Source organism: Shewanella goraebulensis, from assembly GCF_030252245.1.
GTDB lineage: Bacteria > Pseudomonadota > Gammaproteobacteria > Enterobacterales > Shewanellaceae > Shewanella > Shewanella goraebulensis.
In genome coordinates this window covers 1535116-1558494 of record NZ_CP126972.1, presented here as the reverse complement: position 1 = coordinate 1558494, position 23379 = coordinate 1535116, and the positions used below count along the sequence as shown (strand labels likewise).

The following is a 23379-nucleotide window of genomic DNA, read 5'->3' as shown; positions in this document are numbered from 1 at the left end:
ATTTAAAAGCACATATTCCACATCAGTCTAAAATAGCGATTAGAACAATCAAACATCATATTTTATACAATATATACCAGACAAAAAGGCTATTATGGATGTTTACGTTAACGTAACACCAAAACCTCAAGTTAATTAAAATTCATATAAAACATAAACCTAAACAGCCACAAGCTTAAATATAAACCACTAACCAATAATTGTTGGGCTTACACCTTATAAAAACATCCAACCTCGACAAACAACCAGTTTTATCAATCTCAGCTATGTTATCCAAGATGAAATTGATTCATCTAACTGAATTTACAAAACATGTGATTGAATAAGCAAAAGCTGATACTGATCATTCCCCCCTACTATAAAAAGTATTATCATGCGGCCACATTATGAATTGGAGTCGTTATGAAAATCACAAAACATTCAGCAGTGACTATTCACTACCGTTTAACAGACCAAGATGGCCAACTTATTGAAAGCTCATTTGAAGCAGAGCCTATGGCATATCTTCATGGTACTGAGGGCCTAATTCCAGGCTTAGAAAGTGAACTTGAAGGCAAAGTCATTGGTGATAAGTTTGATGCCAACATACCTACTGAGCAAGCATATGGTGAATACCATGAAGGCCTTAAGCAAGAAGTGCCTTTAGAAGCATTCGGTGATGTAGAAGATATCGTTCCGGGTATGCGTTTTATCGCTGAAACCGAAATGGGCCAACGTCCAGTTCAAGTCACTGAAGTGAAAGATACTGTTGTTGTCGTTGATGGCAATCACCCTTTAGCAGGTCAAGCATTAAATTTTAGTGTTGAAGTGATGGACGTGCGCGAAGCGACAGCTGAAGAAATCGCTCACGGCCATATTCATACTGCTGGTGGTTGTGGACACGATCATGCTCACGAACATGAGCAATGTGATACAGAAAAACCAGGTTGTGATGGTAATGGCGGCTGTGGTTGCCATTAATTAGAGTCAAATAACTAAGCTCATTATGCTTATTTCAATGAGTTAGCTATATAACCCTAAACCTAAAGTTTGAATTCAAAGATACGTTAGCCAATAAATTGGGTAACGTATTTTTTTTGCGTTATTATTCATATTAGTTAAAGAACATTTACAAAACTAAATATGAATTAACTGACTATGATTAAATTTGGAAACGCATTTAATGGGTCAGGTGTTTAGTAACGGTAGGGAATTGCTGAGGTCATAGACTTAACCTGAAAAAACCTACCCATGATTAATCACAAGCGACGGAGTGCTTATGTTAATTAAACCGATTTATGAAATCTTGCCCCTTACATACATGATTGTAGGAGCGGGAAGTGTTGCACTGCTGAAAGAGCCATACGCCATATTAGCTTCATTGTTGGTGTTTTTTTATGGTGCTCATATCTGGAACCAACGTTCTAAAAACCGCAGAACAGACCGCAAAAGAAAACGTATTGATGGGATACTTCCCGAGTCTATATATGGGTATCTGCCTTTTATCTACATCATGTCAGCAGGATTAATTTTCCGCTTTCTACCAAAAGACTCTGGTGTAGTGATATCGATATGCCTATTTACCTATGGTGCTTACGTTCTATTACGCAGAATAAGCTATCGTCACCATAAAATTCCGACGGTACAAACCAAGGCCAAATTTAACTAACAAACTTAGACTCACCGTCTAAATTTTAGATTGATTTCATTAATCCAGCAGTAATTGCTGGATTTTTTGCTTCTGTGCAGGTTGCATGTTTTTTAAGTAATTTGAACAGCGAGTGATCGTTGCGATACTAACTTGATAATCAGCTGAAATTTGGCGCTGACTCAAGTCGCCTTCCAATAGCAATTGAAAAACCTTCAAACGACCTGCGACCGCACTGCGTTCTTCCTCTGTCAGTAATAGTTGAAATAAAATGCCTAATTCATCAGAGTTCGGATAACTCAACACTTTCTCGACAACACAATCCCAATCAGCTCGCATAACACTCTCTTTTAGTAATGCCTCAACAGTACAAAGTGTACCAATAATTCACACCTAGCAAAAAGTAAATTTGTAATTTATTTCGTTGTTAGCTGTTTTTGTCACTTTACTTACAAATAGACACAAACAAGTCTCGCACTCAGTTCAAATTTATGTGTAAAATGTGACTTAAACCACTAGCCATATAATTAGAAAATAAGAGAAAACTTATGAAAAGCATAATTTTTGCAATTGCTGCGAGCGCATTACTTATCCCTACTGTCAATGCACATAACTTTGAAGATACTGATGATGCGATTGATTATCGTAAATCTGGTTTCAGCCTGATCCGCTACCAGTTTGGAGATATGGGTGCGATGTTGAAAGGGAAAAAGGATTTTGACTTAAACGTGTTCCAAACACGTGCAGCAAACCTTGCCGCTCTTTCTAAGATCCCTCATGAAGGCTTTATCGACGGGTCTGACAAAGGTAACACTGAAGCTCTTGCAAAAATATGGAACAATAAAGCTGACTTTGACGAAAAAATGACTACGTTCCAAGAAAATGCAGCTAAATTAAATATTGCAGCGCAAACCGGTGACAAAAAGCAAATAAAACAAGCTTTTGGGAATACTGGCAAAAGCTGTAAAGGTTGCCATGATATGTACAAAAAAGACTAATCATTATCTCTAGCTTCGGTGATTCGGTGATTCGGTGATTCGATGATTCGATGATTCGATAGATGATGTAGTAACCAATAAAAAGCCCACATTAAAGTGGGCTTTTTTAGACTTTGAAAATGCTGTTCTAGTTAATTGACTAACCGCTATACAAACACTGGACTATTAATAACTAAAGTTACGCCACTTAATCATTATAGGTACGCTACAATAGGCGCAATTAACCAATAACCAACCACCAAACCAATTAATGCAACAATCATCATTGCTATCAGTGATGAAGTCATTTTGGGTTCTTTAGAAAGCATTTTGTATTCTTCATCAGTTAATTTTTTATTTCCAGAAATCATCGCCGTCACCAAGTTATTCCCCTTTATTGCATAAAGCAAAATGACCGAAACATGCAAAATAATGCAGCCTAGAATGACATTGAAGTTAACTTTATGAAGCCAGGTAAACCAAGCTCCAAGCTCAGATGAAACCATCGAATACAATGGACCTTCAGTAAAAACATCATCACTAGAAAATAAGCCACTAAGCAACTGTAAACTCAACACGGTTAACATAAATAGCACCATGTAACCGCCTAATGGATTATGGCCGACTACTGTTGATGAGTGCTTTCCCGTCAGGTAATTCAGTACTTTTTTGGGGCCAGCTACAAAATCAGTAAAGCGAGAAGTCTCGCTGCCAACAATTCCCCATAAAAGTCTTGAAATCACTAACACCATCAGACTATAAGCGCATATTTGATGCCACTCCATTTCTCCACTATCAGCCGTCCACCAAAGTGAAACTAACAAGCCAACAGTGAGCCAATGAAATAAACGAGTGGGTATATCCCATACCTTAATTTTTTTTTGTTCTATACTCATATAATTCACCGTAAATACTATTAATGTGTAAATAATCGATAGTGTTTACTCTGTTCGATTATAAAGGCACTAAACTCACCCTGATAGATTAGAAACGTAAAGAAAGGTAAGTTATGTGCGGTAATTTCGCAGTTTTTAACAAGCTATGCCTTTTACGACAATTTATTTCACGGCGATATAATCGAAAAGTTTTAGATCAAGATCAAGCAAATTATGAGTTTAAATTGATATGAGATTTGTAAGCGAGTTTGCATTCAAGCCACAAGCGTTAACTTTTTCGATATGAGATTATTCAAACACTAGCAAAAAAGGACAAACAGGAAGATTTAGATGTATTGGAAGCTTAATAATCTGTGCAAATTTTAAGCATGATTAACAGAAGTTTATAAATCACATACATTGTTATCCATTCCAATATGAGCTTAATAAAAAGAGATTACAAGGATTTTTGGTGACTTTTTTATCCATTTTGTCTAAGCGATCAAATATGAATCAAACAGACTAAAACACCTATCAAAATGTGATTTAGATCACGATTTTTGTCTGTAAGCTTGGTAATCTGAATTTAAGCAAACAACAGAAGGTTCGAAATATGCTGAAAATCACTAGCAAGCAACTTGAAGTCACTGCACTAATTCTTGAACGCATCGAAGGACAATTTGAAAAACTAGCACGACACGATATTCAATTAATAAACCCGCACGTTATCATTACTCAGGAAAAGCAGAACTTTAAGATCGAGTCTTCTGTAGGCTTGCCAAGTGGAGAACTATTTGCCCAGGCGAAAAACGAGAACCTTTACGCAGCAATTACTGCAATGGGTAAAAAGCTGGAGAAACAGCTAAATCGCCTGACTCATAAGCCCCAAGCTCAACGTCACGTTTCGCCAACAGCTGAAACGGATAATGATTTTGAGTATGACTATAAGGAGGAAACCGCAGCTTGACGATTTATTTAACGTTTAACCAAGAGCGCATCCTCGGGTGCGCTTTTTAATGCTCAAATTTTGTCAGATAAGTCTTTATCATTCCCATAACCTTGCCATACGAAAGATTATGAGCAATCTTCAGCATAATTTGATTGACACTTTCCCTTCATCCCTTTAGTTTTAATGAGATGAACAAATTTACCTATATCGATTTTATTTTCTTTTTTATGCAGCCCCCATATTGAGGCGGAATTTTTGTGTAAAAACGAAAATGAAATATAAAGCCTCCCACTCGGGGGGCTTTTTATTATTAATTTTTAAATGCTATCTGTTAAACAGGTATGTCAGCTAAGCAGTCGTCATTGAGGCAAATATGAACAAAGCGCCAGAGTTAAACCAAACCCGCAAACAAATCACCGCCTTAGATAAAGAGCTGCTTTCCTTATTGTCTAAACGTCGTAATTTAAGCTTAGATGTTGCTCGCAGCAAAGAAGTCGATGTAAGACCTATACGCGATACTCAAAGAGAAAAAGAATTACTCGCTAGATTGGTCGAGCAAGGACGTGAGCACGGTTTAGATGCGCATTTTGTTATTTCTTTATACCAAAGCATTATTGAAGACTCAGTTTTAAATCAACAAGCGTATTTACATGGCAGAGCTAACCCTGAAATACAGCAACAACAATCGACAATTGCTTATCTCGGTGCTCGCGGTTCCTACTCTTATTTAGCTGCTAGTCGTTTTTGTCAGCGCCGCCAAGTAGAGATGGTTGACCTAGGTTGCCAAAGCTTTGATGAAATTATTAAGTCTGTTGAGCTGGGTCATGCTGATTTAGGCTTTCTGCCAATAGAAAATACCTCATCAGGTTCAATCAATGAAGTTTACGATGTACTACAACACACTTCATTGTCTATTGTTGGCGAAACCACTATAGAGGTTGGGCATTGTCTATTAACTAAAGATGGCGCGAGTTTAGATAGCATTAAAACCGTGTTTGCTCATCCCCAGCCAATTAGCCAATGCAGCCATTGGTTATCGCAACACCCTAATCTGACTCTGGCATATTGCTCAAGCAGTGCTGAGGCAATGCAAAAAGTAATTGATGCTGAAGATAACAGTGTTGCGGCTATCGGTAGTGCTGAGGGTGGTGCTCTATACCAGTTAAGCGCTGCTGAAAATGGCTTAGCTAATCAAAAAATTAACCAAAGCCGTTTCATTGTTGTGGCGAGAAAAGCTGTCGCTGTGCCTTCACAACTGCCAGCTAAAACCACCTTAATTATGGCGACAGGGCAAAAACCTGGTGCACTAGTAGAAACCCTTCTAGTGCTCAAAGCACATAACATTAATATGAGTAAACTTGAGTCTCGCCCAATACCAGGAACCCCTTGGGAAGAGATGTTTTATCTAGATGTTGACGCTAATTTAGCAACCAACGAGCTTCAACAGGCATTAAAAGAGTTAGAGCGACTAACACGCTTTATTAAAGTATTAGGTTGCTACCCTTGTGAAACGGTAAAGCCTACTCAATTGAACAATAGCCAATTACTCATTGAACCAATCAGCTCAAAGGAAAAAGTAGAGACGCCATCGCAAGATAACGATGCGCCAAAGTATTCAAAACTATACCGCCAACAAAATACTTTAATTGAGGTTAACCAATTTAACGTAGGCGGCGATGATTTTGCGGCAATGCAGCAATTAACACTGCCGATTAGTACTGATGTATTTGCCACCAAAGTAAAACAGATTAAAGAGTCAGGATTTCAAGCTGTCTTATTGCTCAACCCTACATCTGCAAACTTGAGTACACTGGATATAAAAGGCTATTGCCATTTGATTGCTCAGGCTGGATTAGCAAGCGCGGTGCAGATAGATTCGGTGACTAACTTTAACGAAACCGTGAAAGTCGCTGACATGGTCTATATCGCGGGCAAAGAAATGTACAATGATGAATTGCTCACCATAGCTGGCTCTGTAAGTACCCCTGTATTGTTAGAGCGAAATACCATGGCAAGTACAGCCGATTGGTTAGCATCAGCGAACAAAATACTGACTCAAGGTAACCAACAGCTTATTTTAGTGGAAGCAGGAATTAGAAGCTTTAGTAACCCTGAGCAGCTTGCTTTAGATCTTGCCGGACTCATTGAAATAATATCTGAAAGTCATCTACCAGTGCTAGGTAATACGAGTTACGCCGTCGAAGATAAGCTCATTAACCAACAAGCCAACGCAATCAAGCAACTAGGTTCGAGTGGCTTGATTATTAATGAAAAGCAACTGACATGTTCGGAACAACAAGCTGAGTTATTGCATCAACTTCATCAGTAATTTTTTATATCTCGCTAAAACAAAAAACCGAACTGATGAGTTCGGTTTTTTTATGTTTATTGCAGTTCTCTTTGGCTAAAAATAAGCTCCAGCAAGCACTTAATACATACTGACACTGTCGTTTAAACCTAACCAACCTTTGAAAACCCGATAACTAAACCAGACTAATGCAAATATGAATACCGGTATACTTAACCACAGCTGTGGTAAAAAGTAACCAATCATTAATAACGGCACTAATCCTGTGATACTGTTACGTTGCCAGCGCAAATGAGATGACAATAAAGAGTTAGCAGCAATATTGGTCTGTGAAATATTAATAATTAAACTGAAAAAAACAGGTAAGAAAAATAGCGGAAATGCACTCAATAACGCATATAAAAAATGCCCGAGTGATAAATCTTCTGCAGTATACACCTCTGTCTCTGTCATCAGATTTCACTCCTATTACGTTAAAATTAAGGGAGTTACTTATCGCAACTCCCTTATAACAATAATCCTAGATTGTATATTTCGCAATCTTTTGCAGCGTTAACCCGAAAAATTGCTCTAATTGGTCTTCATATCATTCACTGACTGCAACATAGCGCGACTCTCGTGCTGAAATTGCGGCGCAAAATCACCAAACCATTTAGCAACATCTCTAAATTGCGCGACAAATGCTTCCCTATTACCACTTTTCAGTAAATCTAATGCATCACGGTAGTTATCAAGGTAATCACTAATAGCCACTTGGCTACCTTCTTGTGCAAAAATAATATCGGCATATAGTTCAGGATCTTGAGCAAATAAACGCCCTACCATGGCAAGTTCAAGTCGATAAATAGGTGAGCTGAACTGTAATAAGCTTTCTATATCAGCTTCTTCTTTGCATAGGTTAACCCCGTAAACAAAGCTTGAGAAATGTCGCATGGCTTGCACTAGTTGCATTGCTTTATCATGACGTTCGGCATCTTCATTAACTATGCGCGCTCCCCAAATAGTAATTTGCTCTAAAAACCATTGGTACTTATCTGAATCTCGGCCATCACACACCACTACAACTTGTTTAGCTAAACTACCTACATCTGGGCCAAACATTGGGTGTAAACCCACTACAGGTCCACTATGCGCTTCTAGCATCGCCTTTAGTGGCTCAGATTTGATTGAGGTAAGGTCGGCTAAGATACATTGTTCAGGTAAATGATTTAACTTGCTACGAATCACCTCACAAGTGACATTGATAGGTACAGTAACAATTACCATACCAGCACCGTCAAATAACTCATCAGCTCGATGCCAATCGTCTTTATCTAAGCTTTTAACTTGATATCCTGAAAGTGTCAGCATTTGACTGAATAAACCACCTAACTGACCTTCACCACCCACAATAACGATATGCCCAAGGTCAGTTTTAACCTGTTTAAAGCCGACATCTTTTTCATTCAGGTAAGATTCGCGCATTAACCGTCTAAGGATGTCCTCAATTAATTGAGGAGAAATATCCATATCACTGGCTTCTTTACGGCGCTTTGCAAGCATCGAGGCTTCACGTTGCGGTGCATAAATCGGCACACCTGCAGCGTGTTTTACCGTACCGACTTGCGCAACAAGGTCGAGACGCTTGCGGAGTAGGTTTAGTAGTTGTTGGTCAACGCCATCTATCAAGTCGCGCAAGTTTTCTAAATCTAATGTGGTTTTTTCATTCATAGCTTATATCCATCTATCGCACGACTTACTCATTAGTTAATCAGCAAAGCGATTCGGTAATATGTTTTTTAATAAATCGGCATTTCGACGTAATAATGACTCTGTTGTTGCCCAATTAATACATGAATCAGTAACAGAAACGCCGTATGCAAGTTCTGGTAAAGGCTTATCAGATGATTGATTACCTTCATTCAAATGACTTTCTAACATGACACCAATCACTGAACGATTACCGTTATTTATTTGCTGAAATACATCCTCGCAAACTATGGTCTGTCTTGTATAGTCTTTCGATGAATTACCATGACTACAATCAATGATTAATCGGGCATTGAGCTTAGCATTATGTAACTGCTCTTCGCATGTTGCGACACTTTGTGCATCATAATTCGGTGTTTTACCACCTCGTAAAATCACGTGACCATCTGGGTTACCTGCTGTTTGCAGTAATGATACTTGCCCCTGCTGATTTATCCCCATAAATCTATGGCTACTCGCTGCAGATTTTAATGCATTAATGGCCACATCAAGTTTGCCATCTGTGCCATTTTTGAATCCGACGGGCATAGATAACCCCGAAGCCATTTCACGGTGAGTTTGCGATTCAGTTGTACGTGCACCAATGGCTGACCAAGTAACAAGTTCTGACATATATTGTGGACTAATTGGATCGAGTGCTTCTGTGGCTACAGGTAACTCTAATTCTGCAAGCCAAATCATCAGCTCACGTGCCATTCTTAAGCCTTTTTCTACATCAAATGATTCATTCATATCTGGATCATTGATTAGTCCTTTCCAGCCTACTGTTGTGCGTGGTTTTTCGAAATAGACTCGCATTAAGATGTAAAACTCGCCGCTTAACTCATCATGAAGCTTTTTAAGTTTTAAAGCGTATTCTTTAGCGGCATCGATATCGTGAATAGAGCAAGGACCTGTAACGATTAACACGCGATTATCACGCTTATGCACAATATCGGCCACGGTTTGGCGTGCATCTAAAATATACTGATAAGCATGATCAGATAACGGTAACTCTTTTTTTAACTCAGCTGGGGTCACCAGCACTTTTTCAGAACTAATATGGACGTTATTAATCGTATCTTGTTGCATGCTCATTACTCACTTCTTATCGGTTTATCACTAAACAACACTTTAAAAATATTAGTGTAACGCTACACCATTACAAACTTGAGCTAACTATGCCTTTTTCAATGAGTCTTAGCAACCCATAAATACAATTTTCTCCAAATAAACAAAAACCCGCCATATAGGCGGGTTGTTGTGCGAACACTGCATCTAATTTTTCAAGCAGGTAACTATTACTTAGTTGCCAACTTCTCACGGATACGTGCAGATTTACCTGAACGCTCACGTAGGTAGTAAAGCTTAGCACGACGAACACGGCCGCGACGCTTAACTTCGATGCTAGCTACTAGTGGGCTGTGAGTTTGGAAACCACGCTCAACACCTTCGCCATTAGAGATTTTACGTACAGTGAATGCAGAGTGAAGACCACGGTTACGCTTAGCGATTACCACACCTTCAAACGCCTGTAGACGCTCTTTTTCACCTTCTTTAACACGTACTTGAACTACTACTGTATCACCAGCACCAAATTCAGGTACGTCAGTTTTCATTTGCTCATCGTTGAGCATTTTAATGATATTGTTCATAACTTACTCCGTTCTAGGATTAACTGAGCTTCGACTAAACAGGCTTGTCCATGTTTGAAACAAACTCTGCTAAAAGAGTCTTTTGTTCGCCAGTCAGAGCTAGATTTTCAAATAATTCTGGTCGTCTCAAAAAAGTCCTACCAAGACTTTGTTGTAACCGCCAGAGTCTAATTTTTTCGTGGTCACCGCTTAACAACACTGCTGGAACACCGACACCATCTAAGTTTTCAGGGCGAGTATAGTGTGGACAATCCAATAAGCCATCAGAGAAAGAATCTTGCTCTGCTGACGCTTGCTTACCTAGTACACCAGGTACTAACCTTGCAACTGAATCAATAAGAGTCATTGCTGGTAGTTCTCCGCCCGAAAGCACATAATCACCAATCGACCACTCTTCATCAACTTCAGATTGGATGATACGTTCGTCAACACCTTCGTATCGACCACATACCAATACCAAACTAGATGATTTACTTAACTCACTGACGCCTTGCTGATCCAGCTTGCGTCCTTGAGGCGATAAATAAATCACCTTCGCACCGTCACCTGCCGCAGCTTTCGCTGCATGAATAGCATCGCGTAACGGTTGCACCATCATCAACATACCTGGACCACCACCGTAAGGACGGTCATCAACAGTATTATGTCGATCATTCGTAAAATCACGAGGATTCCACGTTTGCAACTCTAACAGGCCGTTTTTAACGGCTCGACCCGTAACTCCAAAGTCTGTAACAGCACGAAACATCTCAGGAAACAGGGTTACTACCCCTAACCACATATGTTGTACCTCGACTTAAAAGTCTGGATCCCAATCCACTAATATCTGTTTACTTTGCACGTTCACCTCTAGGACGAACTGCTCAGGGACAAAGGGGATCATACGTTCCGCTTTGCCGAATGCATCTTTTACGTTAGCTTTAACAAGAAGTACGTCGTTAGATCCTGTTTCCACGATCTGTTCAACTTCCCCCATGTTGTAGCCTTTAGTATTGGTCACAGTACAACCAATCAAGTCTCTCCAGTAGAATTCATCTTCTGACAAGTCTTTAATTTGGTCAGCCTGAATTGCAATCTCACAATTTGTAAGTTGTTGCGCATCCTCACGTGTATCTATACCTTCAAGACAAGCAACAAGTGCTTTCCCTTGAAAACGCCACTGAGCGACTTTTACTTCACGCCATTCGCCTTGTTCTTTAATGAACCAAGGTGAATAATCAAAAATACCTTCAACAGAATCGGTATAAGAAGTGATTTTCATCCAACCTTTAATACCATGACTAGAGCCAATTTTGCCTAGTACGATTGGTTGTTGGTTACTACTCATCTATTTATACCTTAACGCTATTAAGCAACAGCTTTACGAGCGTCTTTGATCAATTTCGCTACGCGTTCTGAAGTTGCTGCACCAGTACCAACCCAGTGATCAACACGATCAAGATCTAAACGTAGAGTTTCTTCTTGGCCTTTAGCTAAAGGATTGAAAAAACCAACACGTTCGATGAAACGACCGTCACGAGCATTGCGGCTATCAGCAACAACGATATTGTAAAATGGACGCTTTTTTGCGCCGCCACGAGCTAAACGAATGGTAACCATGCGTTTTATTCCTCTAATGATTTGCTAGTAAGCAAAAATAAAAACTGGGACTCCGTGTTCGCGAAGGGCCCCAGAGAAAGCCGCAAGATTTTACCTGATTTTTCAACTATTGCAACCAAATCCGTTGTTTTAAAAACTAAGGGAACATTAGCTGCATAGTTAAGAATCAATCTTACGAACTGAAGTTGATAAATATTTTGAAGTTCTAAAGCTAATTAACGCCCCGGAAATTTCATTCCTGGAGGCATCATTCCGCCCATGCTACGCATCATTTTCTTCATGCCACCTTTACCTGACATCTTTTTCATCATTTTTTGCATTTGGGTAAATTGCTTCAAAAGACGGTTAACGTCTTGAATTTGAGTACCAGAACCTAATGCAATACGGCGCTTACGCGAGCCTTTGATAATGTCAGGACGTTGGCGTTCGCCAGGCGTCATTGAGTTGATGATAGCTTCCATTTGATTGGTCATCTTGCCATCTTGAACTTGAGCTAATGCTTCTGGAGGAAGTTGCCCTACTCCTGGTAACTTTTCAATCATGCCCATCATGCCGCCCATGTTTTTCATTTGCTGCAGTTGTTCACGAAAATCTTCAAGATCGAATCCACCACCAGATTTCACCTTTGAAGCAAGCTTCATGGCCTTATCTTTATCAACGCCACGTTCTACTTCTTCAATCAGTGACAATACGTCACCCATGCCAAGAATTCGTGAAGCGATACGTTCAGGGTGGAAAGGCTCTAACGCATCAGTTTTTTCACCAACACCTAAGAACTTAATTGGTTTTCCAGTAATGTTGCGTATTGATAACGCTGCACCACCACGAGCATCACCATCAACCTTTGTTAAAATAACACCGGTTAAAGGTAACGCTTCGTTAAATGATTTTGCTGTATTAGCCGCATCTTGACCTGTCATAGCATCAACAACAAATAAAGTTTCTACAGGGGTCACAGCCGCATGGAGATCTTTAATCTCATCCATCATGGCTTCGTCAACGTGCAAACGACCTGCCGTATCGACAATAACAACATCAATGAACTTTAATTTCGCGTGTGCAATTGCTGCAGTAGCAATATCAATTGGCTTTTGACTAACATCTGATGGGAAAAACTCGACTTCAACTTCTTCAGCCAAGGTTTCCAATTGCTTAATCGCAGCTGGGCGATAAACATCAGCACTCACAACTAAAACAGATTTTTTCTCACGCTCACGTAAGAATTTCGCAAGTTTTGCAACACTGGTGGTTTTACCCGCACCTTGCAAACCTGCCATCATTAATACTGCTGGAGGCTGACTGGCTAAATCTAATGCTTCATTAGCTTCGCCCATCGCTTTTTCAAGTTCATTTTGGACAATCTTAATGAATGCTTGTCCTGGACTTAAACTTTTAGAGACTTCTTGACCGACTGCACGTTCTTTTACGCTGTTTACAAATTGGCGTACAACGGGCAAAGCAACATCAGCCTCAAGTAGTGCCATGCGCACTTCACGTAAGGTTTCTTTAATGTTGTCTTCGGTTAAGCGACCACGACCACTAATATTCTTGAGGGTTCGTGACAGTCTGTCGGTTAGATTCTCAAACATGCTCTGCTGTTTACCTTAAACGATTCGATAATTGGCGCCTATTATACCCAAACTACTTAAAGATGCGAGATTAGCCTTAAGCCTGACTATTGATGTAGGTCATTATTCGTAAATTATTTGGAGTTAAATGGTGGAAACTGTTAAATTTTGAGTCTTGGGTCACTGCCCTAATGGGTAGGGTTCATGTTAATCTAAGATAAATATAGATGTGCTGATTTTATTTTTAAAAACAACCTGCACTCATAACTTGATAGGTTTATTCCAGATGGTCATTTTTTCAGCTTCGGCTATGTTGTTTTATTGCATTGCACTTGTTCTAGTAACGAGTCGATTATTCCATGCAGAAGGTCCTAATCGTAGATTAGTGGCCATTTTTGCATCAATTGCAGTTGTGCTGCACGGTATCGCACTTTCGCAAACGATTTTCACCGCTGATGGGCAGAACTTTAGTTTAACCAATGTAATATCATTGGTTAACTGGATTATCGCATTCAGCTTTACCATCATCATGCATCGCTTAAAAGTAATTGTGGTGGTCCCAGTGGTTTATGCTTGCTCGGTGATCTCAGTAGCTGTTTTGTGGTTAATTCCACCTCAGTACATTATCCATTTTGATATTCATCCAGAGATTTTAGCCCACATTGTGCTTTCTCTGATGGCATACAGTGCATTAATGATTGCCGCACTTTATGCAATTCAATTGTTGTTGATTCAGAACAAACTCAAAAACAAAAAAGCAATGATGAGCCCTGGCATGCCACCTTTAATGACAGTTGAAAAACAACTTTATCATTTAGTGACTATCGGCATGATTCTACTGACCCTATCCTTAGCCACTGGTTTTATCTTTTTAGAAGATATGTTTGAAGACGGAAAAGGTCACAAAGCTATTTTATCAATCTTAGCTTGGTTAGTTTATGGTGCGATGCTTTGGCAGAACTATGCCATTGGTTGTAGAGTCCGCACTGCTGTTATTTACACATTATCAGGGGCAACATTATTGTCTTTAGCTTATTTTGGCGCTCGAATAGTGACTGAAATCATTTTAAGATAAACTACAAATCTGGCAGGTACCCCCTCTCAGACTTGACACTCATGACGAATGATTGATACTCATCATTCGTCTTTTTTTTACTGTAAATTTTACTAAGTCAACTGGAGCCCTTTTTGGACGCCATTTCTACCAGCACACTTCTTCTCTCTTTACTGGTGTTAATCCTGATCTCAGCCTACTTTTCAGGTTCAGAGACAGCTATGATGACGTTAAATCGCTATCGTCTTCGTCACCTTGCTGCTAGCGGCCATAAGGGTGCGCAACGCGCATTAAAAATGCTTGAAAGACCAGACAGATTGATTGGCTTAATCTTGATTGGCAATAACTTAGTCAACATTTTAGCCTCTGCTATTGCCACTATCATTGGTATGCGCTTGTTTGGTGATGTCGGCGTAGCGATAGCTACCGGCGTGCTGACATTAGTGGTGTTAATTTTTGCAGAAGTCACTCCTAAAACCGTTGCAGCCCTCCACCCTGAACGTATTGCTTTCCCATCGAGTTTTTTACTGCGTGGGTTACTTTCAGTATTATGGCCATTAGTTAAGGTCATTAACCTCATCACATCAGGTTTTTTGCGTCTATTAGGTATTAAAAATATCAGCGTCAATGATGCATTAAGTCAGGAAGAGTTGCGTACTGTAGTCCATGAGGCTGGCGCCCTTATTCCACAACGACATCAAGAAATGTTGCTGTCGATCCTCGACTTAGAAAAGGTCACAGTTGAAGATATCATGATCCCTCGCTCGGATATCTATGCAATTAACGTTAATGACGAATTCAAACTGATTAATAAACAAGTTACTCAAAGCCCTCATACTCGCGTATTAGTTTATCGTGATAACATCGATGATGCGGTTGGCTTTATTCATTTACGTGATGCTTTGCGGTTACAGTCTAAGGAAGAGTTTAGTAAATCGTCTCTTCTTCGAGCTGTAAAAGAGCTGTATTTTATTCCCGAAGGCACACCTCTAACGGTTCAACTATCGAACTTTCAACAGAACAAAGAACGCTTTGGCTTAGTAGTTGATGAGTACGGTGATATTCAAGGCTTAGTCACCCTAGAAGATATTCTTGAAGAAATTGTCGGTGACTTTACTACCTCAATGATCACCACAGCCAGTGAAGATATTGATATTCAGCAAGACGGTAGCTTTGTCATTGATGCAACAATTAACATCCGTGATTTGAATAAAGAGATGAAGTGGAACTTTTCAATAGATGGCCCTAAGACGCTCAATGGCTTAATTATTGAATACCTTGAAGATATCCCTGATGCTGGCACAAAGCTGAAAATAGATCATTATGATATTGAAGTAATTGAAGTATCCGACAACATGATCAAGGCCGTTAAAGTTATCCCAGGGCTAATTGAAGAACCTGAAGAAGATACGGATTAGCACAAGCTTGTCTCTATTCAGTATTGATAATTAACATCAAAAAAGGCGCATCATGCGCCTTTTTGTTTACTAATAATGTTAAATTTAATGTTATCCAGCTTGTTTTCTTTTTGCTTCAAGGGCTCTACGTTTATCACGGGCAATCGGGGTTATCTCTGCCTCTAAAGGTTTGTTTATACCTAGCATAAAATATAACTCTGCCATCAAGAAAAAAGGACCAATGAGTAATTGATTTAAGTCATCAATAAAAGCGGGTTTAGCTTTTTCATATTTATGACCAATGAACTGAATCACCCAACCAACAAAAAATACCCCTACACCAATAGCCCAAGCACCATTAAGCGTTGCTACCATTGATGATGTAATGAGCACTGGAATAATAAAAATCGTTAATCCCAGCGCTAAACCTTTATGCAAAATGAAGTAATAAATGAGTGTGCCTATAGCAAAAATAGTGGCGATATTAATTTTTAAGCCATCTTCAGCTAAGAATACAAAATTGATTGGTATCAAATTCAGTAACAAAAATACTGACCAAATGATGAGTGGTACGCCTACAAAGTGTGTTCTGATATTTTTAGGATTTAAATGCACACTTTTATAAGTTGCGAGTTGTTCCACAGCCGTTTTCATTAGGAGTCCTTGTTATTTTTATAATGTAACACCCCATTAACTTACCCTATTTCAGCGATGGAGCTCAAGCTCTAGATAAACAACTGTTTGAATCAGGAATAATAAAATACAGTCTAACTGCTGCATACATAGGCTTATAAAGCGCAATAAAAAAGGCGCATAAGCGCCTTTATAATTTTCAAGGGGATAAAGAGCGATAAAACTAGGATTCTATGATGACCGTCGACACAGCATAATGCAGTTCGTCAGCAATAGTAATGTGCGCACAGGTAGCACCCAACTCATTCATTCTCGCTAAAGCACCATCGGTGAAACTTATCTGCGGAGCACCATTATCATTATTGCTGATATGAATGTGCTGAAACGATACACCACGTCCAATCCCAGTCCCAAGCGCTTTAGCAGCCGCTTCTTTCGCTGAAAATCGCTTAGCAAGGTAACGATGTGGAACTTTAGATACTTGATAAATCTCGAGTTCCACAGGCGTTAATACACGTTTAGCTAACTTATCGCCAAGACGCTCATACTGAGTCTCTATTCGCGCTATTTCGACAATATCAGTCCCTAAACCAATTATTGCCATTACTCGCCTCTACGACCTTCTTGCATCAGTTGCTTCATATCTTTTACCGCTACAGCTAAACCATCAATTGCAGCACGAGCAATAACTGCATGACCAATATTCAACTCATATAACTCTGGAATTGCTGCGATAGGCTTTACGTTATGGTAATGCAAACCATGCCCCGCATTAACGATTAAACCTTTTCCATGGGCATACTTTGCCATTTCGGTAATTCGGGCTAATTCTAGTGACTGCTCAGCATCTGTTTTGGCATCAGCATAACAACCTGTATGAATTTCAATATATGGAGCGCCTGAAGCAACGGCGGCATCAATTTGAGTTTTATCAGCATCTATGAATAAAGACACTTTAATACCTTCTGCCGCTAAACGTTTGACAGCTTGAGTTATTTTATCGAGCTGACCAGCAACATCTAAACCGCCTTCTGTCGTCAGTTCTTCACGCTTTTCAGGAACAAGACATGCGTAAGCTGGCTTTACATCACAAGCGATTGAAATCATTTCTTCAGTAACAGCAAACTCAAAGTTCATTCTTGTTTTTAATGTTTTAGCGAGTAAATAAACATCGCGGTCAACAATGTGTCTGCGGTCTTCACGTAAATGGATAGTAATACCATCAGCGCCTGCGTGCTCTGCCACTGCTGCTGCATGAACAGGATCGGGGTACTCAGTACCACGAGCCTGACGTAAAGTAGCAATATGGTCGATGTTAATTCCTAATAAAATTCCACTCACTGTGGGCTCCTTTATATTTTTATCGCCTGATGTCAGTTTTGACATCAATACTCAATTAGTTTTTATGAACACTTTATAAAGAAATCTACAGAGAAACTACTTTTTAAAATGTTCATTAGGCATGAAATCTAGGTCAAACTATTGCCATAGTCCTTTACTTGCTATTCACTGTTGTTTTTTGGGGGATTTTTAATGAATAACTTTCTACTCAATAATGGCTTCCCACCTAGCAAAGGAGATAATAGTAACCTCATTAAGCCTTTAGCTTGCACTAAATTATTTTCAGCAAGTTGTTTGGATTTTAAGTTAATTAGCATCTCACCTGATAATAAATGTCGGCTATTTGTCACGTTTGCCGATGCCTGCTGAGCCACAGGTAAAAAACCTTCATCTGCAATAATTCGATAGCTAGTCTCAGCAGTTATATTTTCACCTTGAGTGTCATATTCAAGGGATGGTAAAGCGCCTAATTCATTCAGCAATTCCATTTCAAAGTAACGTAAATGTTGAGAGTCAAACTCACTAGCAAGTGCCATTAAACTGCGATGGTAATGTAAAAACAAGCCTTCAGCATGCTGGCCGGCATTAAGTACTCTAACCAGAAGTTCATTGAGGTACATCGCAGAATATAAACTATTAGACTTTAACGGTAATGCTGGTGCGGCTGGCTCAATTTGAGTAATAAATTTAAGTGAGGTATCAGTAGAGTCTGACTTGTTATTGAACTGAAATATCAGCGGCTGAAAAGGCTGAATGATACTTTTAATGGATTTTTTTCCGCTACCCACCCTGACTAAGGCATCAAGGCGACCTACACCATCGACTAACAGATTAACAATCACACTTGATTCTCTGTAAGGACGATGGTGGAGTATATAGCCGCGCAGCATCAGAGCGACGCCTAACGGCTAATGGATAAGCACGAGACTGACATAGCGTTAGTCTTCGCCATAACCTAAGCTGCGCAGCGCACGTTCATCATCAGCCCAACCCGATTTAACTTTTACCCACACCTCTAAGAAAACTTTATTATCAAATAAGGTTTCCATATCAAGGCGAGCTTGGGTAGCAATGGTTCTAATACGTTCACCTTTATTACCAATTACCATGCGCTTTTGACCTGTACGTTCGACCAAAATCAAGGCATTGATTTGATAAACCCCATTATCCATCATTTTAAATTGTTCGATTTCAACGGTAGCATCGTAAGGTAGTTCATCACCTAAGAAACGCATGAGTTTTTCGCGCACAATTTCAGAAGCCATAAAGCGCTGAGAACGGTCAGTCACATAGTCTTCAGGAAAATAAAATTGCCCTTCAGGTAATGACTCTTGGGCTAAATCTAAAATTCGCTGAACGTTAGTGCCTTTAGTTGCTGAAATTGGCAAAATTTCATCAAAGGTGAACTTTTCAGACAGCTCAGCTAGATAAGGAAATAACGCTTCTTTATCTTTAATATTATCGACTTTGTTAATGGCTAAAACCGTTTTACGCTTTCCACTGCCCTGTTGCAGTTTGTTAAGCACCATTTCGTCATCTTCAGTCCATGTCATACCGTCAACAACAAACACAACCATAGAAACATCAGCTAATGAACTGGCAGCAGCACGGTTCATTAAACGGTTAATAGCGCGTTTCTCATCAATATGAAGACCTGGAGTATCAATAAAGATGATTTGTTTCGCTTCATCAGTATGAATACCCATAATACGATGACGTGTGGTCTGCGGCTTTTTAGAAGTAATACTAACTTTTTGCCCAAGCAACTTATTCAATAAAGTCGACTTACCTACATTAGGGCGGCCGACAATGGCAACCATGCCACAAAAAGTCACTTCGTATTTAGCTTCAGCAGCGGGTGCAGCGCCATTCATCCTTGCCAATAATTCATCCAAGCTTGGCTCTACTGGCGAGCTTTCTGGCAAGTCTGTTTTTTTGGTCATTTATTAATTAGCTCCAATACCTGAGCAGCTGCTAGCTGTTCAGCTTTTCTTCTTGAAGTACTGACACCTGTCACTACTTTATCAATTTCTGAAATGCGACATTCAACCGTGAATGTCTGGTTGTGTGCATCACCTTTAACATCAACAACTTGATATTCAGGTAACGGCTTTTTATAACCTTGTAAGTATTCTTGAAGAATCGTTTTAGGATCCTTTTGATTAATACCCGGTTTAATTTCTGCTAAACGTTGCTTATACCAAGTCAGTAATAAGCCACGGCAAGTCTCAATATCAGCGTCTAGATAAATTGCGCCAATAATGGCTTCAACCGCATCAGCAAGGATCGATTCACGTCTAAACCCACCACTTTTTAGTTCACCAGGGCCTAAATAAAGGTAATCACCTAACTTGAACTCTTTCGCTATTACGGTAAGGGTTTCACCTTTTACTAACGTAGAGCGCATACGGCTTAAATCACCTTCGGTCACTTTTGGAAATTGGTGATATAGCGCATCTGAAATAATGATTGATAGAATCGAATCACCTAAAAACTCAAGACGTTCGTTATGCTTTGAGGCAGCGCTTCGGTGCGTTAATGCCTGAGTTAACAAATCCACGTTAGTAAACTCATAACCCAGCGTTCCGCATAAACGAGGTAAATTCTTTATTGGTTCCATTACTTAATTGCACCTACTCTGTCAAAACGAACACCTGTTGGTACCCAAGTTGGCAACCAGCTGCTAGCTGGACGTTCAAATTCAAAACTAATCCAAATGGCAACCGCTTTACCGACTAAGTTAGCTTCAGGGACAAATCCCCAAAAACGACTGTCAGTACTGTTATCGCGGTTATCACCAATTGCAAAGTATTCCCCTTCAGGAACAATAAACTCACCTACCGCGGTGCCAGCTTGTTCGTAAAAATGATTACTAAAGTCTGGACGTGACGGGTTAATTAGAATGTCATGTGCTACGTCACCAAGTTGCTCTGTGTAACGAGATAATGGAATGCCTTCCTGTGAAAACTCACCACGATTGACATTACTTAACTTAATAGCTTTGGCTGGGGGACAATTGGTTCCTTCTTCACACTTTGGTTCAATTAAAAATTGCTTATTTTGATAAACGATTCGGTCGCCAGGCAAACCGATAACTCTTTTAATATAGTCTATTTGTGGGTTTTCTGGATATTTGAATACGAACACATCACCACGCTCAGGCTCGCCCGTTTCAACTAATTTGCTGCGCCAAACTGGGTCGCGTAATCCATAGCTAAATTTCTCAACGAGAATAAAGTCACCAACAAGCAGCGTTGGTTTCATTGAACCCGAAGGAATTTGAAAAGGCTCATAAATGAAAGAACGTAAAATCAATACGAAGGCAATCACTGGGAATATTGAATGGGCAAATTCAACTACCACAGGCTCACGAGTGATGACTTCTTTTGCTTCGTCACTCAAATCTGATTGTTTTGCTTCTGCAATTGCAAGCTTTTCGCGGCGCTTTGGCGCAAACGCGATAACATCGACGAGCCAAATCAAACCACTCACGAGAGTGACTATAACTAAAATAAGAGAAAAATGGGCTGCCATTGGGTATTAAGCTCCTGCCTTACACTTTAAAATGGATTCAGTGATTTAAACTGCTTAATAAGTATCCTGTGTAGGTCATTCAGAATCACTGTCTGTAATGTTACAAAGTATACAAAATCACTTCGTTTGCAAAATTAACTTTTGCTCATAAATTTTTCAAAAAACGTATAAAAATGACTTTTAGGAATAACAACGCCGCAAACTGCGGCGTTATCTTTACTCTTATTAAAAGCCTCAGTAAGGCTTATTGATTAAGAGCTTAGTCATTTAGCTTCAATACGGCTAAAAACGCTTCTTGAGGTACTTCAACATTACCTACCTGCTTCATACGTTTTTTACCGTCTTTTTGCTTCTGTAATAATTTCTTCTTACGAGAAACATCGCCACCATAACATTTTGCTGTTACGTCTTTACGCATCGCTTTAATATTTGAACGCGCAATAATCTGGCTACCAACTGCTGCTTGAATAGCAATATCAAACATTTGTCTTGGAATAAGCTCTTTCATCTTATCAACAAGTGCTAAACCGCGATGACGGATGTTTGAACGGTGAATAACCATTGCTAAAGCATCGACGCGATCACCATTAATCAAGATATCTAAGCGAACCATGTCAGCAGCTTCAAAACGAACAAAGTTATACTCTAATGATGCATAACCGCGACTGGTAGATTTTAGACGGTCAAAGAAATCCATCACAACTTCTGCCATTGGCAGTTCGTAAGTCACAGATACTTGATTACCGTGATAAACCATATTGGTTTGAACACCACGTTTTTCAACACATAAGGTAATGACGTTACCTAAGTATTCTTTTGGTACCAACATGTTAGCTTCAACAATTGGTTCACGAATTTCTTCGATATTGTTTATCGCAGGTAAACCTGATGGGTTATCGACATACAAAACTTCGCCACTAGTCATTTCAACTTCGTAAACTACAGTAGGCGCTGTGGTAATCAAATCAAGATTGTATTCACGCTCTAAACGTTCTTGAATGATTTCCATGTGCAGTAAGCCAAGGTAACCAATGCGGAAACCAAAACCTAGCGCAGACGATGATTCAGGCTCGAAGAATAATGAAGCGTCATTCAAACTCAGCTTATTCAATGCCTCACGGAAGTTTTCAAATTCATCGGTAGAGATTGGGAAAACACCCGCGTAAACCTGCGGAGTCACCTTTTTAAAACCAGGAAGTGGCTCTTCTGCACCATTTTTAGCGTGTGTGAGCGTATCACCTACTGGTGCGCCGTGGATCTCTTTAATACCAGAGATAACAAAACCAACTTCACCAGCTTTTAAGTCAGGTGTATCTGTTTGTTTCGGCGTAAAAATACCAACTCGGTCAGCATTGTAGTTCTGACCTGTCGACATCACTTTAAATTTGTCGCCTTTCTTTAGTACGCCATGTTTAATACGAACTAAAGACACGACGCCTAAATAGCTGTCGAACCAGGAATCAATAATCAATGCTTGCAGTGGAGCATCAACATCACCTTCAGGTGGCGGAATATCAGAAACGATTGTTTCTAATACATCTTTAATACCGATTCCGGTTTTAGCTGAACAACGAACGGCATCCATGGCGTCAATACCAACAATGTCTTCAATTTCAGCTGCGACGCGATCAGGGTCTGCTTGTGGCAAATCAATCTTGTTTAAGATTGGTACCACATCAAGGTCCATTTCAAGCGCGGTATAACAGTTAGCAAGTGTTTGTGCTTCTACGCCTTGCCCCGCATCAACAACCAACAATGCGCCTTCACACGCAGCAAGCGAACGAGATACCTCATACGAGAAATCAACGTGACCAGGCGTGTCAATGAAGTTTAACTGATAGGTTTCGCCATCTTCAGCTTTATAATCGAGTGTAACACTCTGTGCTTTAATGGTAATACCACGCTCACGCTCGATATCCATAGAATCAAGAACTTGAGCGGCCATTTCACGGTCTGATAAACCACCACAAAATTGGATAAGGCGATCTGACAAGGTTGATTTGCCGTGATCGATATGAGCAATAACTGAGAAGTTTCTAATGTGTTTCATTTGGATGAAATGACTACTACTAAAATGATGAAAATAATGGTGCCAAATTGTACCTGAATAAGGGGTTAATACCAATCAGAATCA

Annotated in this window: 25 protein-coding genes and 1 other annotated feature; of the genes, 7 read left to right on the top strand and 18 right to left on the bottom strand. The window is 39.7% G+C overall.

The window, feature by feature from the left end; translation table 11 throughout:
* The first annotated feature begins 402 nt into the window (after positions 1-402).
* The gene (gene slyD / locus QPX86_RS06560; RefSeq protein ID WP_285164675.1) at positions 403-960 is read left to right on the top strand and encodes a peptidylprolyl isomerase; all 558 of its coding nucleotides are present in this window, start codon (positions 403-405) and stop codon (positions 958-960) included.
* Between the two features lie 298 nt (positions 961-1258).
* Positions 1259-1648 carry a hypothetical protein gene (locus tag QPX86_RS06555; protein WP_220753582.1) on the top strand — a complete coding sequence of 130 codons (390 nt, stop codon included), beginning with the start codon at positions 1259-1261 and terminating at the stop codon, positions 1646-1648.
* Positions 1649-1687: 39 nt separating this feature from the next.
* On the opposite strand, the gene trpR is transcribed toward QPX86_RS06555, so the two are convergent.
* On the bottom strand, positions 1688-1966 hold the full coding sequence (trpR, locus tag QPX86_RS06550) for a trp operon repressor (RefSeq protein ID WP_220753583.1): 279 nt from the start codon (positions 1964-1966) through the stop codon (positions 1688-1690).
* 209 nt (positions 1967-2175) lie between these two features.
* Between trpR and QPX86_RS06545 the strand changes: the two genes are divergently transcribed.
* Complete coding sequence (locus QPX86_RS06545; protein WP_285164674.1) at positions 2176-2625, top strand: c-type cytochrome; 450 nt, start codon at positions 2176-2178, stop codon at positions 2623-2625.
* Between the two features lie 194 nt (positions 2626-2819).
* Here the strand turns inward: QPX86_RS06545 and QPX86_RS06540 are convergent, their stop codons facing one another.
* Entirely contained in the window at positions 2820-3500 is a 681-nt protein-coding gene (locus QPX86_RS06540) for a cytochrome b/b6 domain-containing protein (RefSeq protein WP_285164673.1), read from the bottom strand.
* A gap of 592 nt (positions 3501-4092) precedes the next feature.
* On the opposite strand from QPX86_RS06540, the gene hpf reads away from it, so the two are divergent.
* Positions 4093-4446, top strand: coding sequence for a ribosome hibernation-promoting factor, HPF/YfiA family (gene hpf, locus QPX86_RS06535; RefSeq protein ID WP_220753586.1), 354 nt, complete (start codon positions 4093-4095; stop codon positions 4444-4446).
* A 176-nt stretch (positions 4447-4622) separates the two neighbouring features.
* Positions 4623-4738: a sequence feature (Phe leader region), on the top strand.
* A 63-nt stretch (positions 4739-4801) separates the two neighbouring features.
* Positions 4802-6757, top strand: a complete 1956-nt coding sequence (locus QPX86_RS06530) for a chorismate mutase (protein ID WP_220753587.1) — start codon at positions 4802-4804, stop codon at positions 6755-6757.
* A gap of 99 nt (positions 6758-6856) precedes the next feature.
* Here QPX86_RS06530 and QPX86_RS06525 read toward each other — a convergent pair whose 3' ends face one another.
* The 8 genes from QPX86_RS06525 to ffh form a co-directional block, all read right to left on the bottom strand.
* Complete coding sequence (locus tag QPX86_RS06525) at positions 6857-7189, bottom strand: hypothetical protein (RefSeq protein WP_220753588.1); 333 nt, start codon at positions 7187-7189, stop codon at positions 6857-6859.
* A 117-nt stretch (positions 7190-7306) separates the two neighbouring features.
* Positions 7307-8446 (bottom strand): bifunctional chorismate mutase/prephenate dehydrogenase, encoded by a 1140-nt coding sequence (gene tyrA, locus QPX86_RS06520; RefSeq protein WP_220753589.1) that lies wholly within the window; start codon positions 8444-8446, stop codon positions 7307-7309.
* A 36-nt stretch (positions 8447-8482) separates the two neighbouring features.
* On the bottom strand, positions 8483-9556 hold the full coding sequence (locus QPX86_RS06515) for a 3-deoxy-7-phosphoheptulonate synthase (protein WP_285165143.1): 1074 nt from the start codon (positions 9554-9556) through the stop codon (positions 8483-8485).
* 209 nt (positions 9557-9765) lie between these two features.
* Entirely contained in the window at positions 9766-10119 is a 354-nt protein-coding gene (gene rplS / locus QPX86_RS06510; protein WP_055025610.1) for a 50S ribosomal protein L19, read from the bottom strand.
* A 34-nt stretch (positions 10120-10153) separates the two neighbouring features.
* Complete coding sequence (trmD, locus tag QPX86_RS06505) at positions 10154-10900, bottom strand: tRNA (guanosine(37)-N1)-methyltransferase TrmD (RefSeq protein ID WP_220753591.1); 747 nt, start codon at positions 10898-10900, stop codon at positions 10154-10156.
* Positions 10901-10915: 15 nt separating this feature from the next.
* Complete coding sequence (gene rimM / locus QPX86_RS06500) at positions 10916-11446, bottom strand: ribosome maturation factor RimM (RefSeq protein WP_220753592.1); 531 nt, start codon at positions 11444-11446, stop codon at positions 10916-10918.
* Between the two features lie 20 nt (positions 11447-11466).
* Positions 11467-11718, bottom strand: coding sequence for a 30S ribosomal protein S16 (rpsP, locus tag QPX86_RS06495; protein ID WP_153914083.1), 252 nt, complete (start codon positions 11716-11718; stop codon positions 11467-11469).
* A 215-nt stretch (positions 11719-11933) separates the two neighbouring features.
* Positions 11934-13307 carry a signal recognition particle protein gene (gene ffh, locus QPX86_RS06490; RefSeq protein WP_153914082.1) on the bottom strand — a complete coding sequence of 458 codons (1374 nt, stop codon included), beginning with the start codon at positions 13305-13307 and terminating at the stop codon, positions 11934-11936.
* Positions 13308-13572: 265 nt separating this feature from the next.
* Between ffh and QPX86_RS06485 the strand changes: the two genes are divergently transcribed.
* Together QPX86_RS06485 and QPX86_RS06480 are read left to right on the top strand one after the other, a co-directional pair.
* Positions 13573-14361 carry a cytochrome C assembly family protein gene (locus tag QPX86_RS06485; protein ID WP_220753593.1) on the top strand — a complete coding sequence of 263 codons (789 nt, stop codon included), beginning with the start codon at positions 13573-13575 and terminating at the stop codon, positions 14359-14361.
* Between the two features lie 113 nt (positions 14362-14474).
* Positions 14475-15758: an HlyC/CorC family transporter gene (locus tag QPX86_RS06480; RefSeq protein ID WP_220753594.1), complete on the top strand. Its 1284-nt coding sequence runs from the start codon at positions 14475-14477 to the stop codon at positions 15756-15758.
* 90 nt (positions 15759-15848) lie between these two features.
* Here the strand turns inward: QPX86_RS06480 and QPX86_RS06475 are convergent, their stop codons facing one another.
* The 8 genes from QPX86_RS06475 to lepA all read right to left on the bottom strand — a co-directional run bounded on the left by QPX86_RS06475 (position 15849) and on the right by lepA (position 23295).
* The gene (locus QPX86_RS06475) at positions 15849-16391 is read right to left on the bottom strand and encodes an Mpo1 family 2-hydroxy fatty acid dioxygenase (RefSeq protein WP_285164672.1); all 543 of its coding nucleotides are present in this window, start codon (positions 16389-16391) and stop codon (positions 15849-15851) included.
* Between the two features lie 202 nt (positions 16392-16593).
* On the bottom strand, positions 16594-16974 hold the full coding sequence (gene acpS, locus QPX86_RS06470) for a holo-ACP synthase (RefSeq protein ID WP_285164671.1): 381 nt from the start codon (positions 16972-16974) through the stop codon (positions 16594-16596).
* Complete coding sequence (gene pdxJ / locus QPX86_RS06465; protein WP_220753597.1) at positions 16974-17711, bottom strand: pyridoxine 5'-phosphate synthase; 738 nt, start codon at positions 17709-17711, stop codon at positions 16974-16976. Before pdxJ ends, acpS begins: the two co-directional genes overlap by 1 nt.
* Before the next feature lie 161 nt (positions 17712-17872).
* On the bottom strand, positions 17873-18601 hold the full coding sequence (gene recO / locus QPX86_RS06460; RefSeq protein WP_285164670.1) for a DNA repair protein RecO: 729 nt from the start codon (positions 18599-18601) through the stop codon (positions 17873-17875).
* Positions 18602-18649: 48 nt separating this feature from the next.
* A complete protein-coding gene (era, locus tag QPX86_RS06455) occupies positions 18650-19654 on the bottom strand; it encodes a GTPase Era (RefSeq protein WP_285164669.1) in 1005 nt (334 codons plus the stop codon).
* Positions 19651-20331 (bottom strand): ribonuclease III, encoded by a 681-nt coding sequence (gene rnc, locus QPX86_RS06450; RefSeq protein ID WP_285164668.1) that lies wholly within the window; start codon positions 20329-20331, stop codon positions 19651-19653. The genes era and rnc overlap by 4 nt, the downstream gene beginning before the upstream one ends.
* Positions 20331-21245, bottom strand: a complete 915-nt coding sequence (gene lepB / locus QPX86_RS06445; protein WP_220753601.1) for a signal peptidase I — start codon at positions 21243-21245, stop codon at positions 20331-20333. The genes rnc and lepB overlap by 1 nt, the downstream gene beginning before the upstream one ends.
* A gap of 259 nt (positions 21246-21504) precedes the next feature.
* Positions 21505-23295 (bottom strand): translation elongation factor 4, encoded by a 1791-nt coding sequence (lepA, locus tag QPX86_RS06440; protein ID WP_220753602.1) that lies wholly within the window; start codon positions 23293-23295, stop codon positions 21505-21507.
* Positions 23296-23379: the final 84 nt, after the last annotated feature.

Excerpts from the sequence above, each read along its gene's own strand:
- trmD (WP_220753591.1), bottom strand. The coding sequence starts at position 10,900 with ATGTGGTTAGGGGTAGTAACCCTGTTTCCTGAGATGTTTCGTGCTGTT.
- lepB (WP_220753601.1), bottom strand. The coding sequence starts at position 21,245 with ATGGCAGCCCATTTTTCTCTTATTTTAGTTATAGTCACTCTCGTGAGT.
- rnc (WP_285164668.1), bottom strand. The coding sequence starts at position 20,331 with ATGGAACCAATAAAGAATTTACCTCGTTTATGCGGAACGCTGGGTTAT.
- QPX86_RS06555 (WP_220753582.1), top strand. The coding sequence starts at position 1,259 with ATGTTAATTAAACCGATTTATGAAATCTTGCCCCTTACATACATGATT.
- ffh (WP_153914082.1), bottom strand. The coding sequence starts at position 13,307 with ATGTTTGAGAATCTAACCGACAGACTGTCACGAACCCTCAAGAATATT.
- acpS (WP_285164671.1), bottom strand. The coding sequence starts at position 16,974 with ATGGCAATAATTGGTTTAGGGACTGATATTGTCGAAATAGCGCGAATA.
- rimM (WP_220753592.1), bottom strand. The coding sequence starts at position 11,446 with ATGAGTAGTAACCAACAACCAATCGTACTAGGCAAAATTGGCTCTAGT.
- QPX86_RS06530 (WP_220753587.1), top strand. The coding sequence starts at position 4,802 with ATGAACAAAGCGCCAGAGTTAAACCAAACCCGCAAACAAATCACCGCC.
- QPX86_RS06540 (WP_285164673.1), bottom strand. The coding sequence starts at position 3,500 with ATGAGTATAGAACAAAAAAAAATTAAGGTATGGGATATACCCACTCGT.
- rplS (WP_055025610.1), bottom strand. The coding sequence starts at position 10,119 with ATGAACAATATCATTAAAATGCTCAACGATGAGCAAATGAAAACTGAC.
- tyrA (WP_220753589.1), bottom strand. The coding sequence starts at position 8,446 with ATGAATGAAAAAACCACATTAGATTTAGAAAACTTGCGCGACTTGATA.
- QPX86_RS06485 (WP_220753593.1), top strand. The coding sequence starts at position 13,573 with ATGGTCATTTTTTCAGCTTCGGCTATGTTGTTTTATTGCATTGCACTT.
- QPX86_RS06525 (WP_220753588.1), bottom strand. The coding sequence starts at position 7,189 with ATGACAGAGACAGAGGTGTATACTGCAGAAGATTTATCACTCGGGCAT.
- trpR (WP_220753583.1), bottom strand. The coding sequence starts at position 1,966 with ATGCGAGCTGATTGGGATTGTGTTGTCGAGAAAGTGTTGAGTTATCCG.
- rpsP (WP_153914083.1), bottom strand. The coding sequence starts at position 11,718 with ATGGTTACCATTCGTTTAGCTCGTGGCGGCGCAAAAAAGCGTCCATTT.
- hpf (WP_220753586.1), top strand. The coding sequence starts at position 4,093 with ATGCTGAAAATCACTAGCAAGCAACTTGAAGTCACTGCACTAATTCTT.
- QPX86_RS06545 (WP_285164674.1), top strand. The coding sequence starts at position 2,176 with ATGAAAAGCATAATTTTTGCAATTGCTGCGAGCGCATTACTTATCCCT.
- slyD (WP_285164675.1), top strand. The coding sequence starts at position 403 with ATGAAAATCACAAAACATTCAGCAGTGACTATTCACTACCGTTTAACA.
- lepA (WP_220753602.1), bottom strand. The coding sequence starts at position 23,295 with ATGAAACACATTAGAAACTTCTCAGTTATTGCTCATATCGATCACGGC.
- QPX86_RS06515 (WP_285165143.1), bottom strand. The coding sequence starts at position 9,556 with ATGCAACAAGATACGATTAATAACGTCCATATTAGTTCTGAAAAAGTG.
- QPX86_RS06475 (WP_285164672.1), bottom strand. The coding sequence starts at position 16,391 with ATGAAAACGGCTGTGGAACAACTCGCAACTTATAAAAGTGTGCATTTA.
- recO (WP_285164670.1), bottom strand. The coding sequence starts at position 18,601 with ATGCTGCGCGGCTATATACTCCACCATCGTCCTTACAGAGAATCAAGT.
- era (WP_285164669.1), bottom strand. The coding sequence starts at position 19,654 with ATGACCAAAAAAACAGACTTGCCAGAAAGCTCGCCAGTAGAGCCAAGC.